The organism is Variovorax sp. V35, assembly GCF_041154465.1.
Taxonomy (GTDB): Bacteria; Pseudomonadota; Gammaproteobacteria; order Burkholderiales; family Burkholderiaceae_C; genus Variovorax; species Variovorax boronicumulans.
The window spans coordinates 5,625,526-5,639,880 of the sequence record NZ_AP028666.1; the positions used below are offsets into that span (position 1 = coordinate 5,625,526).

Consider the following 14,355-nt stretch of genomic DNA (forward strand, 5'->3'; position numbering starts at 1 on the left):
GCCGTCATCCCGCCTTCACCGCTTCTCGTCACCATCGCGGCGAACCCACTACCTGGAGAACCCCATGGGCCTGGCCATTTGCGTCGGCATCCTCGCCGACCTGATCGAGAACGATCCCGAGAGCGCCGAACACTTCGAGGCAGATTTCGCCGCCGCGAACCGCAAGCTCGCCGAAGCCGGCCTGCCGCCGCACGTCGAGCCTCGCACGCTGCCGCCGCTCGAATCCCGCGCGCCGCTGGACGGCCTGCCCTATTCGTTCATCCACTACCTGCGCCGCGCCTACGCACACCGCGTGACGACGCCCGGCTGGATCGCCACGCCCTTGCCGGAAGACACCGATCCCACGGAAGACGAGACGCTCGAAGACGTGGCCAACATGTTCGAAAGCCACCTGCTGTGCCACTCCGACGCGGAAGGTTTCTACCTGCCGGTCGAGTTCGACGAAGTGATCTTTGCCGAGGAAGACGAGACCGACCTGCCCGGCGGCATGCTCGGCTCGTCGTACCGCCTGCTCGAGGAACTGGTGCTGGTGGCGCCCGCCCTCGGCATCACGCTTTCGGACGGCGAGCTGTCCGACGAGGAAGCCGCGCGGATCGCCGACAGCATGGGCGAGGACGAAGGCCTCTACCGCGAGACCGAATCGTGGCTGCTGCTGTACGAATCGGCGCGGCTGAGCATCGCGCACAAGACGGCGATCGTTTTCACCTGAGGGCGATGCGGCTGATCGATCGGCTGTAAGGTCCGCAGACCATGTTCGAGACCACCATCCACTGGGTCCGCGACATACAGCCGCATCGGCTGGGCCTGATGGCACGCCCGCGCGGCGGCGACCAGCTGCGCGAGGAGGTGGCGGCCTGGCAGCGTGCCTCGCTGGACATGGTGGTCTCCCTGCTCGAGGCGCAGGAAATCAGGGCACTTGAACTCCGGGAAGAGCCTGCGCTGTGCGCCGAACATGGCATCGCGTTCCGGCATTTCCCGATTCCGGACCGAGGCCTGCCGGCCTCGCAGCGGGACGCGGCGGCCTTCATTGCCGAACTGGGCGCCGAACTCGCGAGCGGAAAGGCCATCGCCATCCACTGCCGCGCAGGCATCGGCCGCACGGGCCTCATCGCGGGCAGCCTGCTGCACGGGCTCGGCGTTCCGCGCCAGAACATCTTTCACCTGCTGAGCCGCTCGCGGGGCGTCGACATGCCCGACACACCGGAACAGGCGGAATGGGTCGCGCAGTACATCCTCGGCACCCACCGCCCACCGCCCCCATGAAGAAGTCGATCCGCATCGGTCGCGCGCCAGTCGATCCACAGGCGCCGTCGGGAAGCGAACACGACGGATCGCTCTCGTGCCCCAAGCCCTGGGACGCACTCGAAGCCACCGCCACGCCCGGCGTCCGGTATTGCAGCGACTGCGGCAAGAACGTGTTCCAGGTGAACACCACCGAAGAAGTGCGCGAGGCCGGCCTGCTGGAGCGCTGCATCGCGATCGCGGACGACAGCGCCCATGCCCGCGCACACGACAGCGCAACGAACACGCACGACACCCGCCCCATGACGCCTCCAAACCGCATTCACTTCGCCGGCAACCCCTGGCCCGAAGGCCACCCCATCAAGGAGTTCCGCTGGACAGCATCCGTGAGGAACAACGAGGTGTGGTTCGACCTGCACCTGCGCAGCGAGGACTACGACGTCGAGCGCGAGATCGACGAGCCCGAAGACGAGGACATCGATTACCCGTCCGACTGGGACGCACCCGGGGTCTGGACCAACTACCACCGCTGCACGCTGTCGTCGACCGCCTGGGGCGACGGCGGCGGCTTCGCGGTCTGCGCACTGTCCGACTTCAGCTTGGCGCACATCGACGGGCTCGAGGTCAGCATCGACCTGCCGCCGCCCGACGACATGGAAGACAACGTCTTTCACATCTACCTGCTCGGACACGACGCCGCGGCCCACCACCGCATCCGCTTCGACCGCATCGCGGGCACCGACCGCTTCGACATCACGTGGACCGGAAAGATCGCGCTGGCCTATGCCGGCGACTGCGAATACAAGTACGACTTCAGCGCGCGGCTGCACGATGTCGAAGCACCGCGCATTCCCGCATGAACGCTGCCGTCCATTCCCATGAAGCGCCTACTCGAAATCCGCACCTACCGCCTCAAGCCCGGCACCCTCGACGACTTTCACCGCGCGATGCATGAGCGCGCGGTGCCCATGCTGCGCGGCAAGGGCATGGACGTGGTGAGCTACGGCAAGTCGGACCACGAGGAAGAGAGCTACCACCTCGTGCGCGCCTACGCGAGCCGCGAGGCGCTGGAGGCCGAGCAGGCGGCGTTCTACGGTTCCACCGAATGGCGCGAGGGCCCGCGCAGCGCACTGGTCGACCGCATCGAGACCTACCTGAACACGCTGCTGTGGCTCTCGCCGGAGGGCGTCGACAGCCTGCGCGCGCTCAACGAACCAGCGCGTTGAACATCTGTCGACGACGCACGGTGCGCGGGCCTACACTGCGCCTCCCGTCATCCCCCCAACTCACTGGAGAAACGCATGAACACCCAGGAAATCGCCGCCAAGCTCGTGGCGCTGTGCAAAGCAGGGACATTCGATGAAGCCCAGGCGCTCTACGCGCCGGAGGCCGTCAGCGTCGAGGCCAGCGCGCCGCCCGGCATGTCGCGCGAGTCGGTGGGCCTGTCGGCCATCCGCGCCAAGGGTGAATGGTGGGTGGCCAACCACGAGGTGCACTCGTTCCAGGTGGCCGGCCCCTGGCCGCACGACGATCGCTTCATCGTGGGCTTTCGCTTCGACGTGACCATGAAGCCCACGGGCCAGCGCTTCACGATGGAAGAGATGGCGCTGTACACCGTCAAGGACGGCAAGATCGTGCGCGAAGAGTTCTTCTACGAGGGCGACTGAGCCCAGGCCGACGCGCGGCCGGATCGCCCGTCGGCTTCACCATTGTTGACGATTGAATCGTTCTCTCCATGGCAACGCCAATGGGCACCTCCCGCCTTCTGAACTAACGTCGAAACCGACGCCTGCACGGGCTGTCCGGCAGGCGCACCGGCGTTCATTCACAGAGGGAGGAAATCATGGTCACAGGACTCCACGTCACGCAACAACGCTCGTTCACCAACCCGGCGGACTACGAGGCGTTCTCGCTGATCCGCGTGCACAACCAGCGGCTGGCGCCGCTGGGCGGGCGCAACGCCTGGGTGGTGCTGAAGACGAACGCCGGCAAGCGCTGCTGCCGCATGATCCGGGGCATCGGCCGCGACCCGGGCTTCCCCGAAGACGGCATCGAGATCGACTACGAAACCCGGCTCGCGCTGCAGATTCCCAAGAGCAGCATCAACATGCAGGGCTTTCACGGCTGCGCGATGGAAATCCGCCGGGCCACCGCGCTCGAGGTGCTGCGCGCGCACTGGGACCACCCCGATCCCGCCTACCGCATCCCGCTGCAGCTCAGCCTCGTGAGCTTCGTGCTGGGTGTCATCGGGCTGGGGCTGGGTGTCCTGAGCCTGAAGTAGCCTTTGCCCGGCGGATGCTGCGCAAGAAAACGCGATTTCGCTAGACTGGCCGCGCGGCCCTTGCGCCGCGCCTGACCGGAGCATTCGCCATGTGCCGCAGCATCAAGACCCTCTACAACTTCGAGCCCCCTGCCACCGAGCAGGAGATCCGCGCCGCCGCCCTGCAGTTCGTGCGCAAGCTCAGCGGCTTCAGCGTGCCGTCGCGCGCCAACGAGCAGGCCTTCGAACGCGCCGTGGACGAGGTGGCCGCCACGGCCGCGCGGCTGATCGACTCGCTGGTCACCACGGCCGAGCCGCGCGACCGGGCCATCGAGGCCGAGCGCGCCAAGGCGCGGTCTGCGCTGCGTTTCGGGGCAGCTGCTTCGACCTCGGACGCATGAAAAAGACTTTGTTCCCGCGCTGAACGGCGCACCGCCCTTCCCACACCACCAGGAGCATCCATCCCCATGCCCATCGAACTCTGGCTCGCCTTCGTCGCCGCTTCGGCGCTGCTGTTGATCATTCCGGGGCCGACCATCCTCACGGTGATCAGCTATTCGATGTCGCACGGCCGCCGCGCCAACGTGCCGCTGGTGGCCGCGGTGGCGCTGGGCGATTCGACCGCGCTGGTGGTGTCGCTGCTGGGGCTGGGCGCGCTGCTGGCCGCGTCGGCCTTCTGGTTCACGGTGGTGAAGTGGGCCGGCGGCCTGTACCTGCTGTACCTGGGCATCAAGCTGCTGCGCGCCGGCATCTCGTCCACCGAGACCGCCGCGCCGGCCGCACCGGCCTCGCGCTGGCGCCTGTTCGCCAACACCTACCTGGTGACGGCGTTGAACCCCAAGGGCATCGTGTTCTTCGTGGCCTTCCTGCCGCAGTTCATCAGCCCGGGCGCCGACGTGTCGCATCAGATGTGGGTGCTGGCCCTGACCTTCGTGGCGCTGGCCACGCTCAACGCCACGCTCTATGCGGTGTTCGCGAGCTCTGCCGGCCGGCTGCTCGCCTCGCAGCGCGCGCAGCGGCGCTTCCACCTGGCGGGTGGCTCGCTGCTGAGCGCGGCCGGCCTGTGGGCGCTGATGGCGCGCCGCGCTGCCTGAGCACATCCACACGCGCACAAGAAAGAAAAAAGACCGCGGGGCTGCGTGCCTCGCGGTCTTTTTCTTTGGGGGCCTTCGGCCCCGGTGTCAGTAGCGGTAGGGGTTGTTCGGCCGGCGGTCGTAGCGATTGGGCACGCCGTCGTTGTCGCGGTCACGGTCGTAGCGGTTGGGCACGCCGTCACGGTCGCGGTCGTAGCCGTGGCCGCGCGGGGGCGGGCCCCGGTCGTAGGGTGCGACCACGCAACCAGCCAGGATGGCCGAGGCGGCCAGCAGAAGCGCGAGTGTTTTCGTCATGCGGAGTTCTCCTTGGGTGGGCTGTACGGTCGGGCCCGCCTGCTGCGAGCCCGTACCGTATTGAAGCCCCGCCGCGTGCGCATCGGGTGTCCAGATGCAGGCGCTTGTGTGAAGTTCGTTACCGGATGTGGAACCTTTGCCTGCGCTTGAGCACGCCGTAGCGACGTGGCACGATCCCGCCGATGACCGCCACGCAGCCCCAGCCCTCTCTGCCCGACCTCGCACGGCTGCGCCGCGTGCGCGACCGCATCGACCGCGAGCACGCGCAGCCGCTGGACGTGGAAGCGCTCGCGCGCGACGCGAACATGTCGGCCGGCCACCTCAGCCGCCAGTTCCGTCTGGCCTATGGCGAGTCGCCCTACGCCTACCTGATGACGCGGCGCATCGAGCGCGCGATGGCGCTGCTGCGCCGCGGCGACCTGAGCGTGACCGAGGTCTGCTTCGAGGTCGGCTGCGCCTCGCTGGGCACCTTCACCACGCGCTTCACGGAGCTGGTCGGTGTGTCGCCCGGCGTCTACCGGCGCGAGGCGGCGCAGGCGACGGCGGGCATGCCGGCGTGCATCGCCAAACAAGTGACGCGCCCGATCAGGAATCGAGAAGCGCGAAACCCCGCGTCGCACCTAGCATGACGGCCCGACACAACCACGGACCCTCGCCATCATGAATCTCAGCATCCATTCGAGCTTTCTCCCGCACACCGACCCGCAGGCCTCGCTGGCCTTCTACCGCGACACCCTGGGCTTCGAGGTGCGCAACGACGTCGCCTACGGCGGCATGCACTGGATCACGGTCGGCCCGGCCGGCCAGCCCGCCACCTCCATCGTGCTGTACCCGCCGGCCGCCACGCCCGGGCTCACCGACGACGAGCGCCGCACCATCGCCGAGATGATGGCCAAGGGCACCTTCGCCTCGCTGCTGCTGGCCACGCCCGACCTCGAAGGCACCTTCGAGCGCCTGCAGGCCCGCAGCACCGAGATCGTGCAGGAGCCCACCGACCAGCCCTACGGCGTGCGCGACTGCGCGGTGCGCGACCCGGCGGGCAACCTGATCCGCATCCAGCAGACGCGCTGAGCCGGCCCGCCGGCGCCGCAGCCCCCCGACCTCCTGCACGGGCGCCGCCGCCATGGCGACCCCGTGTCCCTTCCAGAGACGAAAGACCCGATGAGCAGCAAGGCCCCGAAGAAGGAAGCAAAGAGCGCAACGCGCACGAAGGACGCGAACGGCAGGCACGCCGCCGACCACCACGACCTCATCCGCGTGCAGGGCGCGCGCGTGAACAACCTGAAGGACATCAGCGTCGAGCTGCCCAAGCGCCGGCTCACGGTGTTCACGGGCGTCTCGGGCTCGGGCAAGAGTTCGCTCGTGTTCGGCACCATCGCGGCCGAGTCGCAGCGGCTCATCAACGAGACCTACAGCGCCTTCGTGCAGGGCTTCATGCCGACGCTGGCGCGGCCCGAGGTCGACGTGCTCGACGGCCTGACCACCGCGATCATCGTGGACCAGGAGCGCATGGGCGGCGACCCGCGCTCCACCGTCGGCACGGCCACCGACGCCAACGCGATGCTGCGCATTCTGTTCAGCCGCCTGGGCAAGCCGCACATCGGCTCGCCCAGCGCCTTCGCGTTCAACGTGCCCTCGGTGAAGGCCACCGGCGCGATCACGGTGGAGCGCGGCGCCAGCAAGACCGTGAAGCAGACCTTCAGCCGCACCGGCGGCATGTGCCCGCGCTGCGAAGGCCGGGGCGCGGTCACCGACTTCGACCTGAGCGCCTTCTACGACGACAGCAAGTCGCTCAACGAAGGTGCGCTCACCATCCCGGGCTTCAGCACGGAAGGCTGGTACGGGCGCATCTTCAACGGCTGCGGCTTCTTCGACCCCGACAAGCCGATCCGCAAGTTCACCAAGAAGGAGCTCGACGCCCTGCTCCACAAGGAGCCGACCAAGATCAAGATCGACGGCATCAACCTCACCTACCAGGGCCTCATTCCGCAGGTGCAGAAGTCGTTCCTGGCCAAGGACGTCGAGGCGATGCAGCCGCACATCCGCGCCTTCGTCGAACGCGCCGTGACCTTTACCACCTGCCCCGACTGCGGCGGCACGCGGCTGAGCGAAGCGGCGCGTTCGTCGCGCATCAAGAAGCTCAACATTGCCGAGGCCTGCGCGATGCAGATCAGCGACCTCGCCGCGTGGGTCGGCGGCCTGAACGAGCCTTCGGTGGCGCCGCTGCTGGCCAAGCTGGCGCACACGCTCGATTCTTTCGTCGAGATCGGCCTCGGCTATCTCAGCCTGGACCGCCCCTCGGGCACGCTCTCGGGCGGCGAGGCGCAGCGCGTGAAGATGATCCGCCACCTGGGCTCCTCGCTCACCGACGTGACCTACGTCTTCGACGAGCCGACCATCGGCCTGCACCCGCACGACATCCAGCGCATGAACGAGCTGCTGCTGCGGCTGCGCGACAAAGGCAACACGGTGCTGGTGGTGGAACACAAGCCCGAGGCCATCGCCATCGCCGACCACGTCGTGGACCTCGGTCCCGGCGCGGGCGCGGCGGGCGGCACGGTCTGCTTCGAGGGCAGCGTGGCAGCGCTGCGCACCAGCGGCACGCTCACGGGCCGGCACCTGGACGACCGGGCCGCGCTCAAGAAAAAGCTGCGCCAGCCCACCGGCGCACTGCCGATCCGCGGCGCCAAGGCGCACAACCTGCGCAACGTCGATGTCGACATTCCGCTCGGTGTGCTGGTGGTCGTGACAGGCGTGGCGGGCTCGGGCAAGAGCTCGCTGGTGCACGGCTCGATTCCCGCCGGCGCGGGCGTGGTGGCGGTCGACCAGGGCGCGATCCGCGGCTCGCGGCGCAGCAACCCGGCCACCTACACCGGCCTGCTCGACCCGATCCGCAACGCCTTCGCCAAGGCCAACGGCGTGAAACCGGCCCTGTTCAGCGCCAACTCCGAAGGCGCCTGCCCCACCTGCAACGGCGCGGGCGTGATCTACACCGACCTGGCGATGATGGCCGGCGTGGCCACCATTTGCGAGGAGTGCGAGGGCAAGCGCTTCCACGCCTCGGTGCTCGAGCACCGCTTCGGCGGGCGCGACATCAGCGAGGTGCTGGCGATGCCGGTGACCGAGGCCGCGGCCTTCTTCGGCGAAGGCCCGGCGCGCACGCCGGCCGCGCACGCCATCCTGCAACGCCTGGCCGACGTGGGCCTGGGCTACCTGAGCCTGGGCCAGCCGCTCACCACGCTGTCGGGCGGCGAGCGCCAGCGGCTCAAGCTGGCCACGCACATGGCCGAGAAGGGCGGCGTGTACGTGCTCGACGAGCCGACCACCGGCCTGCACCTGGCCGACGTGGCGCAGCTGCTGGCCCTGCTCGACCGGCTGGTGGATGCGGGCAAGTCGGTCATCGTCATCGAGCACCACCAGGCGGTGATGGCGCACGCCGACTGGATCATCGACCTGGGCCCCGGCGCCGGCCACGACGGCGGGCGCGTGGTCTTCGAGGGCACGCCGGCCGACCTGGTCGCCAAGCGCGCGACGCTCACAGGACAGCATCTCGCGGCGTACGTCGGCCCCTGACGCGCCCGGGGGCGAGCCCCGCAAGGCATGGCGGAGAATGGGCCGTCTCCGCTTTGCCTGCCGCCCCGCGGCCCCGTCTGCTGCGATGCCTCTTGCGTTCTCGTTTTCTTCCACCGCCCGGCACACCCTGGCCGTGGTCCTGCTGACGGCAGCCGCCGCCCCCTCAGCCTGGGCGCTGGCCAGCTTCGAGGAGGTGAAGCGCGACTTCCGTTCCTCCGAGACCGCCGTGCTCGACCGCCAGGGCGAACTGCTGCAGCGCGTGCGCACCGACCCCACGGTGCGGCGCGGCCAGTGGACCGCGCTGGCCGACGTGTCGCCCGCGCTGCGCGCGGCCATGGTGCTGAGCGAGGACAAGCGCTTCTACGAACACAGTGGTGTCGACTGGCGCGCCGCCTCGGCCGCCGCCTGGGGCAACCTGTGGAACACGCGCACGCGCGGCGCCTCGACCATCACCATGCAGCTGGCGGGCCTGCTCGACGACGACCTGCGCCGCGCGGCGGGCGGGCGCAGCTTCACGCAGAAGATCGGCCAGACCGTGGCCGCCACGCAGCTGGAGCGCCGCTGGCGCAAGGACCAGATCCTCGAGGCCTACCTGAACACGGTGCCCTTCCGCGGCGAGATCGTCGGCATCGACGCGCTCTCGCGCACGCTCTTCAGCAAGGCCCCGAGCGGGCTCGACGCGCGCGAGGCCGCCGTGGCCGCCGCGCTGGTGCGCGCGCCCAACGCCCGCCCCGCGCTGGTGGCGCAGCGCGCCTGCGAGGTGCTGCGCGTGATGGAGCCCGGCGCCAAGACCGACTGCGAGGCGCTCGACATGTTCACCAGCGCGGTGGTGCAGCGGCGCGCGTTCGAGCCCAACGAGGGCATCGCGCCGCATGCCGCGCGGCGGGTGCTGCGCGAGCTGCGTGATGCCGGGGATGCAAAAGCCACCGCGCCCACCAGCGTGCGCACCACGCTGCGCGCGCCGCTGCAGCGCTACGCGCTCGACAGCCTGCAACGCCACCTGCGCGAACTGCGCGACCGCCACGTGGAAGACGGCGCGCTCGTGGTGCTCGACAACGCGAGCGGCGAGGTGCTGGCCTGGGTCGGCTCCTCGGGCCCGCTGAGCCAGGCCGCCGAGGTCGACGGCGTGACCGCGCTGCGCCAGCCCGGCTCCACGCTCAAGCCCCTGCTGTACGCGCAGGCCCTGGCCGAGAAGCGCATCACGGCGGCCTCGCTCATCGAGGATTCATCGGCGCAGATCAGTACCGCCAGCGGCCTCTACATTCCGCAGAACTACGACCGCCGCTTCAAGGGCCCGGTGTCGGCGCGCACCGCGCTGGCCGCCTCGCTCAACGTGCCGGCCGTGCGCACGCTGGTGATGGTGTCGCCCGAGGCCTTCGCGCGCGAACTCCGCGCCGCCGGCCTGCCGCTGCGCGAGAGCGGCGACTACTACGGCTACAGCCTGGCACTGGGCAGCGCCGAGGTGTCGCTGCTGTCGCTGGCCAATGCCTACCGCATGATGGCCAACGGCGGGCGCTTCGGGGCGACCACGCTCACACCGCGCCCACCCGCCCCGGCCGGCAAGCACAAGCCTGCCGAAGCCCCGCCGCTGCTCGACCCGCGCGCCGCCTTCATCGTCAGCGACATCCTCTCGGACCCGAACGCGCGCACGCGCACCTTCGGCCTGGACAGCATCCTGTCCACCCGTTTCTGGACCGCCGTGAAGACCGGCACCAGCAAGGACATGCGCGACAACTGGGCCGTGGGCTGGTCGCAGCGCTACACGGTCGGCGTGTGGGTCGGCAACGCCAGCGGCGCCTCGATGTGGGACGTGAGCGGCACCAGCGGCGCCGCGCCCGTGTGGGCCGAGGTGATGCGCTTCCTGCACGCGCGCGAACCCAGCCGCGCGCCCGCGCCGCCCGCCGGACTGGTCGAGGCGCGCGTGAGCTTCGGCCCGGGCGCCGACGGCAGCCCGCTCGAAGCGGCGCGCAGCGAATGGTTTTTGCAGGGCACCGAGCAGCCGCTGTTCGCGCTCGACACCGGCATGGCGAGCGACGCCGCCTCGGCGCGCATCACGGCGCCGGCCGACGGCACGATCCTCGCGCTCGACCCCGACATTCCGCCGCAGCGCCAGCGCGTGCGCTTCGAATCCGAAGGGCGCGGCGTGCAATGGCGCATCGACGGCAAGTTCCACGCGCGCGGCAACAGCGCGCAGTGGCTGCCGTGGCCGGGACGGCACCTGATCGAGCTGGTGGACGCCAGCGGCAAGGTGGTCGACCAGCGCCGGGTCGAGGTGCGCGGCGCGGGCGTGGTGGCGGCCAAGGGCGCGCGCCGATGAACGCGCCGATGCGCGTGCCGCTGTCGATGCCCCGCTGGCTGTCGCTGTGCCTGGGCCTGCTGCTGTTGGTGCTGTGCCTGGCCGGCCCGCGCGCCGCGCAGGCCAAGCCCGTGCCGGTGCCGCCGATGAGCTCGCGCGTGGTCGACCTCGCGCAGGCGCTGCCGGCCGGCGAGGCCGAGGCGCTGCGCGCGCAGATCGCCGACATCCAGAGCCGCACCCAGGCCCAGCTCGCGGTGCTCATCGTGCCGACCACGGGCGAGGACACCATCGAGAGCTACGCCACGCGCGTGTTCGCGAAGTGGCGGCTGGGCCGCAGCGAGGCCGACGACGGCATCCTGCTGCTCGTGGCGCAGAAAGACCGCCGCATGCGCATCGAGGTCGGCACCGGGCTCGAAGGCACGGTGACCGACATCCAGGCGGCCCGCATCATCGACCGCGAGATGGCGCCGCGTTTTCGCGAGGGCGACTTCGCCGGCGGCGTGCAGGCGGCCGTGGGCGCGCTCGCGCGGCTGCTCGACGGCGAGGTGAGCGTCGTCGCGCCCGAGTCGCAGCAGATCGTCGTGGACCACGCCGCCGCACCCGACGAAGAGAAGGTCACCAGCCTGACGCGCGGCGGCCACGTCACGCCCGAAGGCTGGGGCCTGCTGGGCGTGGTGCTGTGGGGCCTGGGCCTGGGCATCTACCACGGCCGCGGCATCGAGCGCGACCCGACGCGCGGCAGCTCGGCCTCGCGGCGTGCCGAAGAGAAAAAACGCAAGGGCCAGCGCAAAGGCAGCGCGGGCCCCGAACCCTGGGCCGACGCCCTGGCGGCAATGAAGCCCGAACCGGCGCGTGCGCGCCCTGCCCCGCGCGACCTGCGCCTGGTGCTCGGCCTGCTCGGGGCTGGCCCGCTGGCCGCCGGCGCGGCGCTGCTGAACCCGGCCATCGCGCTGGTGCTGGCGATGCCGGCGATCTTCGGCTACGGCCTGGGCTTTCTCTGCGGCATGTCGCGCACGGCCGCCATCTTCATGGGCGGCTTCGTGCTCGTGATCGCGTCGCTGGTCGCCGTCGCGTGGACGGTCGGCGCCGACCGCTTCTGGTGGGGCTTCCTGTGGGCGCTGTGCCTCGGCGGCGTGACGCTGTTCGCGGTGATCATCGTGCGCTGCATGGTCAACACCTTCCAGCGCAGCGTGGTCAGCTTCGTCGTCCGGCTGGTCATCGTGGCGGGCATCTGCGGCTACGTGTTCCACATCACCTCGCCCGGCCCGGTGCCGGACACCTCGTGGATTCCCATTGCGCTGGCGGCGTTCTTCTCGATGCTGATCGGCTTCCTGCCGCCCGGCGTCATGGAATCGAGCGACGACGGGGACAGCGGCTGGAGCAGCAGCAGTTCGTCGTCCTCGTCCTCCTCTTCCTCGTCGTCTTCGTCCTCCTCGGACAGCGGCGGTTCGAGCAGCGGCGGCGGCGCCTCGGGCAGCTGGTAAAGCGGGCGGCAGGGCCCCCTTCCGCGCCGCCTCATGCCCCTCCCGCCGACCGCGTCTTTTTAACAGTGGTTAAATTCATCCAATCATTCAATGAATAAGCCGCCCTGATCCCATGCTCGTCCAACCGCCCCGCACCTCCCTGGCCGACGCCGCCGCGAACAGCATCCGCACCGAGATCGCGGCGGGCCGCTGGCCCATCGGCTCGCGCATTCCGATCGAGCCCCAGCTGGCGCAGCTGCTGGGCGTGAGCCGCGGCACGGTGCGCGAGGCGGTGAAGACGCTGGTCTCGCGCGGCCTGCTCGAGGTGCGGCAGGGTTCGGGCACGTACGTGCGCTCGGGCTTCGACCCCTCGGCCAGCCTGCAGAAGCTGCGCCTGGCCAGCCTGCGCGACCAGTTCGAGGTGCGCCGCGCGCTCGAGGTCGAGGCCGCCCGGCTCGCCGCCGTGCGCCACACCGCGAAAGACCTGCGCCGGCTGAACGCCCTGCTCGACAAGCGCGGCCAGCCCGACCTGGCCGACGGCGGCGCGGCCTTCATCGAGCGCGACCTGGCCTTTCACCTGGCCATCGTCGACGTGTCGGGCAACCTGGCGCTGGTCGAGACCTGCCGCTTCATCACCGGCTACATCAAGGAAACCATCGCCAGCACGCTGAGCGCCAGCCTGCCCGAGCCCGACGAGGCGGCGCACCGCGCCATCGTCGAAGGCATCGCCAGCCGCGACCCCGAGCGCGCCGCCGCCGCCGTGCGCGAGCTGATGGCGCCGACGCTCAACGCGCTCGCATTGGGCACCGCATGAACTCCATGACCTTGCCCACGGGTGCCACCGCCACCGCGCGCACCCAGGCGGGCCCATCGGGCGCCGAAGAACTGCTGATCGACGCCGAAGTCGACAGCCTGCCCGCGCCGCGCCCCACGCCGACGCCCAGCCGGGGCCGCCGGCTGCTGCTGGGCCTGACGGTGGTGCTCATCGCCTTCAACCTGCGCCCGGTGTTCGCCAGCCTGTCGGTGGTGCTGCCGGAAATCATCCGCGCCACCGGTCTCTCAGCCACCGCGGCCAGCCTGCTGACCACGCTGCCGATCGTCTGCCTGGGCGTGTTCGCGCCGATGGCGCCCTGGCTCGGGCGCCGCTTCGGCACCGAGCGCACGCTGCTGGGCTGCATGGTGCTGATCGGCGTGGGCACGGTGCTGCGCGGCACCGGCAACATCCCGCTGCTGTTCCTGGCCTCGGCCATCGCGGGCAGCGGCATCGCGGTGTCGAACGTGCTGCTCTCGGGCCTGGTGAAGCGCGACTTCGCCAAGCAGGCCGCGCTGATGATGGGCCTGTACACCATGGCCGTGTGCGGCGGTGCCGCCAGCGCCGCGGGCCTGACGGTGCCGCTGGAGCACGCGCTGGGCGGCGGCTGGACGCTGGCGCTCGCCATGTGGGCCGTGCCGGCCGCGCTGGTCACGTTCATCTGGGCACCGCAGGCGCTGCCGCTCAAGCCGGTGGCCAGCGAGTCGGGCTTCACCGTGCGCGGCCTGTGGCGCGACCGGCTGGCCTGGCAGGTGACCTTCTTCATGGGGCTGCAGTCGGCCCTGGCGTACATCGTGATGGGCTGGCTGGCGCCGATCCTGCGCGAGCGCGGGCTCAGCGGCGAAATGGCCGGCTACGTGGTGTCGCTGTCGGTCATGACGCAGGTCGTGACCTGCCTGGTGGTGCCGGCGCTGGCCGTGAAGCTGCGCAACCAGCGCGCACTGGCGGTGGTGCTGTCGGCGATGACGGTGGCGGCCATGCTGGCCATGCTGTTCGCGCCGCTGGACGCCCCCGGCGGCATGTGGACCTGGGCCGTGGTGCTGGGCATCTCGCAGGGCGGCACCTTCGCGCTGGCGCTCACGATGATCGTGCTGCGCTCGCCCGATTCGCACATTGCCGCGCACCTGTCGGGCATGGCGCAGGGCGTGGGCTACATGGTGGCGGCCTTCGGCCCGCTGCTGGCCGGGCTGCTGCACGGCTGGACCGGCAGCTTCCGCGCCTCGGCGTGGCTGTTCGTCGGCCTGGGCGTGGTGCTGGTCATGGCGGGGCTGGGCGCGGGGCGCACGCTGCACGTGGGCGCGGTGACGGTGCCGCGGCACTGA

The 14,355-nt window shown here is 70.4% G+C and carries 16 protein-coding genes; 15 read left to right on the top strand and 1 reads right to left on the bottom strand.

The genetic code is table 11. The features are described from left to right. Positions 1–64: 64 nt before the first annotated feature. The 8 genes from ACAM42_RS25815 to ACAM42_RS25850 all read left to right on the top strand — a co-directional run bounded on the left by ACAM42_RS25815 (position 65) and on the right by ACAM42_RS25850 (position 4,596). Entirely contained in the window at positions 65–709 is a 645-nt protein-coding gene (locus tag ACAM42_RS25815; RefSeq protein WP_369629840.1) for a hypothetical protein, read from the top strand. A gap of 41 nt (positions 710–750) precedes the next feature. Next, the gene (locus ACAM42_RS25820) at positions 751–1,263 is read left to right on the top strand and encodes a tyrosine-protein phosphatase (protein ID WP_369629841.1); all 513 of its coding nucleotides are present in this window, start codon (positions 751–753) and stop codon (positions 1,261–1,263) included. Beyond that, positions 1,260–2,102, top strand: coding sequence for a hypothetical protein (locus ACAM42_RS25825; RefSeq protein ID WP_369629842.1), 843 nt, complete (start codon positions 1,260–1,262; stop codon positions 2,100–2,102). Before ACAM42_RS25820 ends, ACAM42_RS25825 begins: the two co-directional genes overlap by 4 nt. Positions 2,103–2,120: 18 nt before the next feature. Next, positions 2,121–2,468 carry an NIPSNAP family protein gene (locus tag ACAM42_RS25830; protein ID WP_369629843.1) on the top strand — a complete coding sequence of 116 codons (348 nt, stop codon included), beginning with the start codon at positions 2,121–2,123 and terminating at the stop codon, positions 2,466–2,468. 75 nt (positions 2,469–2,543) lie between these two features. Next, entirely contained in the window at positions 2,544–2,909 is a 366-nt protein-coding gene (locus ACAM42_RS25835; protein WP_095746497.1) for a nuclear transport factor 2 family protein, read from the top strand. A gap of 176 nt (positions 2,910–3,085) precedes the next feature. Then, a complete protein-coding gene (locus tag ACAM42_RS25840; RefSeq protein WP_307694858.1) occupies positions 3,086–3,523 on the top strand; it encodes a hypothetical protein in 438 nt (145 codons plus the stop codon). 89 nt (positions 3,524–3,612) lie between these two features. Beyond that, a complete protein-coding gene (locus ACAM42_RS25845) occupies positions 3,613–3,903 on the top strand; it encodes a DUF2277 domain-containing protein (protein ID WP_369629844.1) in 291 nt (96 codons plus the stop codon). Between the two features lie 66 nt (positions 3,904–3,969). Continuing rightward, on the top strand, positions 3,970–4,596 hold the full coding sequence (locus ACAM42_RS25850) for a LysE family translocator (protein WP_369629845.1): 627 nt from the start codon (positions 3,970–3,972) through the stop codon (positions 4,594–4,596). An 87-nt stretch (positions 4,597–4,683) separates the two neighbouring features. Here ACAM42_RS25850 and ACAM42_RS25855 read toward each other — a convergent pair whose 3' ends face one another. Then, positions 4,684–4,890 carry a hypothetical protein gene (locus tag ACAM42_RS25855; RefSeq protein ID WP_062474353.1) on the bottom strand — a complete coding sequence of 69 codons (207 nt, stop codon included), beginning with the start codon at positions 4,888–4,890 and terminating at the stop codon, positions 4,684–4,686. 182 nt (positions 4,891–5,072) lie between these two features. On the opposite strand from ACAM42_RS25855, the gene ACAM42_RS25860 reads away from it, so the two are divergent. The 7 genes from ACAM42_RS25860 to ACAM42_RS25890 all read left to right on the top strand — a co-directional run bounded on the left by ACAM42_RS25860 (position 5,073) and on the right by ACAM42_RS25890 (position 14,355). Further along, positions 5,073–5,519, top strand: coding sequence for a helix-turn-helix transcriptional regulator (locus ACAM42_RS25860; protein WP_369629846.1), 447 nt, complete (start codon positions 5,073–5,075; stop codon positions 5,517–5,519). 31 nt (positions 5,520–5,550) lie between these two features. Further along, positions 5,551–5,961, top strand: a complete 411-nt coding sequence (locus ACAM42_RS25865) for a VOC family protein (protein WP_062474355.1) — start codon at positions 5,551–5,553, stop codon at positions 5,959–5,961. A 90-nt stretch (positions 5,962–6,051) separates the two neighbouring features. Next, positions 6,052–8,463, top strand: a complete 2,412-nt coding sequence (locus ACAM42_RS25870) for an ATP-binding cassette domain-containing protein (RefSeq protein ID WP_369629847.1) — start codon at positions 6,052–6,054, stop codon at positions 8,461–8,463. Positions 8,464–8,548: 85 nt separating this feature from the next. Next, positions 8,549–10,780, top strand: a complete 2,232-nt coding sequence (gene pbpC / locus ACAM42_RS25875; protein WP_369629848.1) for a penicillin-binding protein 1C — start codon at positions 8,549–8,551, stop codon at positions 10,778–10,780. Then, positions 10,777–12,243, top strand: a complete 1,467-nt coding sequence (locus tag ACAM42_RS25880; protein ID WP_369629849.1) for a TPM domain-containing protein — start codon at positions 10,777–10,779, stop codon at positions 12,241–12,243. The genes pbpC and ACAM42_RS25880 overlap by 4 nt, the downstream gene beginning before the upstream one ends. A gap of 112 nt (positions 12,244–12,355) precedes the next feature. Beyond that, positions 12,356–13,036 carry a FadR/GntR family transcriptional regulator gene (locus ACAM42_RS25885; RefSeq protein WP_095949614.1) on the top strand — a complete coding sequence of 227 codons (681 nt, stop codon included), beginning with the start codon at positions 12,356–12,358 and terminating at the stop codon, positions 13,034–13,036. Next, the gene (locus ACAM42_RS25890; protein ID WP_369629850.1) at positions 13,033–14,355 is read left to right on the top strand and encodes a CynX/NimT family MFS transporter; all 1,323 of its coding nucleotides are present in this window, start codon (positions 13,033–13,035) and stop codon (positions 14,353–14,355) included. Before ACAM42_RS25885 ends, ACAM42_RS25890 begins: the two co-directional genes overlap by 4 nt.

Bases quoted from the DNA above. Each gene is read 5' to 3' on its own strand.
- ACAM42_RS25815 (WP_369629840.1), top strand. From the start codon at position 65: ATGGGCCTGGCCATTTGCGTCGGCATCCTCGCCGACCTGATCGAGAAC.
- ACAM42_RS25820 (WP_369629841.1), top strand. From the start codon at position 751: ATGTTCGAGACCACCATCCACTGGGTCCGCGACATACAGCCGCATCGG.
- ACAM42_RS25825 (WP_369629842.1), top strand. From the start codon at position 1,260: ATGAAGAAGTCGATCCGCATCGGTCGCGCGCCAGTCGATCCACAGGCG.
- ACAM42_RS25830 (WP_369629843.1), top strand. From the start codon at position 2,121: ATGAAGCGCCTACTCGAAATCCGCACCTACCGCCTCAAGCCCGGCACC.
- ACAM42_RS25835 (WP_095746497.1), top strand. From the start codon at position 2,544: ATGAACACCCAGGAAATCGCCGCCAAGCTCGTGGCGCTGTGCAAAGCA.
- ACAM42_RS25840 (WP_307694858.1), top strand. From the start codon at position 3,086: ATGGTCACAGGACTCCACGTCACGCAACAACGCTCGTTCACCAACCCG.
- ACAM42_RS25845 (WP_369629844.1), top strand. From the start codon at position 3,613: ATGTGCCGCAGCATCAAGACCCTCTACAACTTCGAGCCCCCTGCCACC.
- ACAM42_RS25850 (WP_369629845.1), top strand. From the start codon at position 3,970: ATGCCCATCGAACTCTGGCTCGCCTTCGTCGCCGCTTCGGCGCTGCTG.
- ACAM42_RS25855 (WP_062474353.1), bottom strand. From the start codon at position 4,890: ATGACGAAAACACTCGCGCTTCTGCTGGCCGCCTCGGCCATCCTGGCT.
- ACAM42_RS25860 (WP_369629846.1), top strand. From the start codon at position 5,073: ATGACCGCCACGCAGCCCCAGCCCTCTCTGCCCGACCTCGCACGGCTG.
- ACAM42_RS25865 (WP_062474355.1), top strand. From the start codon at position 5,551: ATGAATCTCAGCATCCATTCGAGCTTTCTCCCGCACACCGACCCGCAG.
- ACAM42_RS25870 (WP_369629847.1), top strand. From the start codon at position 6,052: ATGAGCAGCAAGGCCCCGAAGAAGGAAGCAAAGAGCGCAACGCGCACG.
- pbpC (WP_369629848.1), top strand. From the start codon at position 8,549: ATGCCTCTTGCGTTCTCGTTTTCTTCCACCGCCCGGCACACCCTGGCC.
- ACAM42_RS25880 (WP_369629849.1), top strand. From the start codon at position 10,777: ATGAACGCGCCGATGCGCGTGCCGCTGTCGATGCCCCGCTGGCTGTCG.
- ACAM42_RS25885 (WP_095949614.1), top strand. From the start codon at position 12,356: ATGCTCGTCCAACCGCCCCGCACCTCCCTGGCCGACGCCGCCGCGAAC.
- ACAM42_RS25890 (WP_369629850.1), top strand. From the start codon at position 13,033: ATGAACTCCATGACCTTGCCCACGGGTGCCACCGCCACCGCGCGCACC.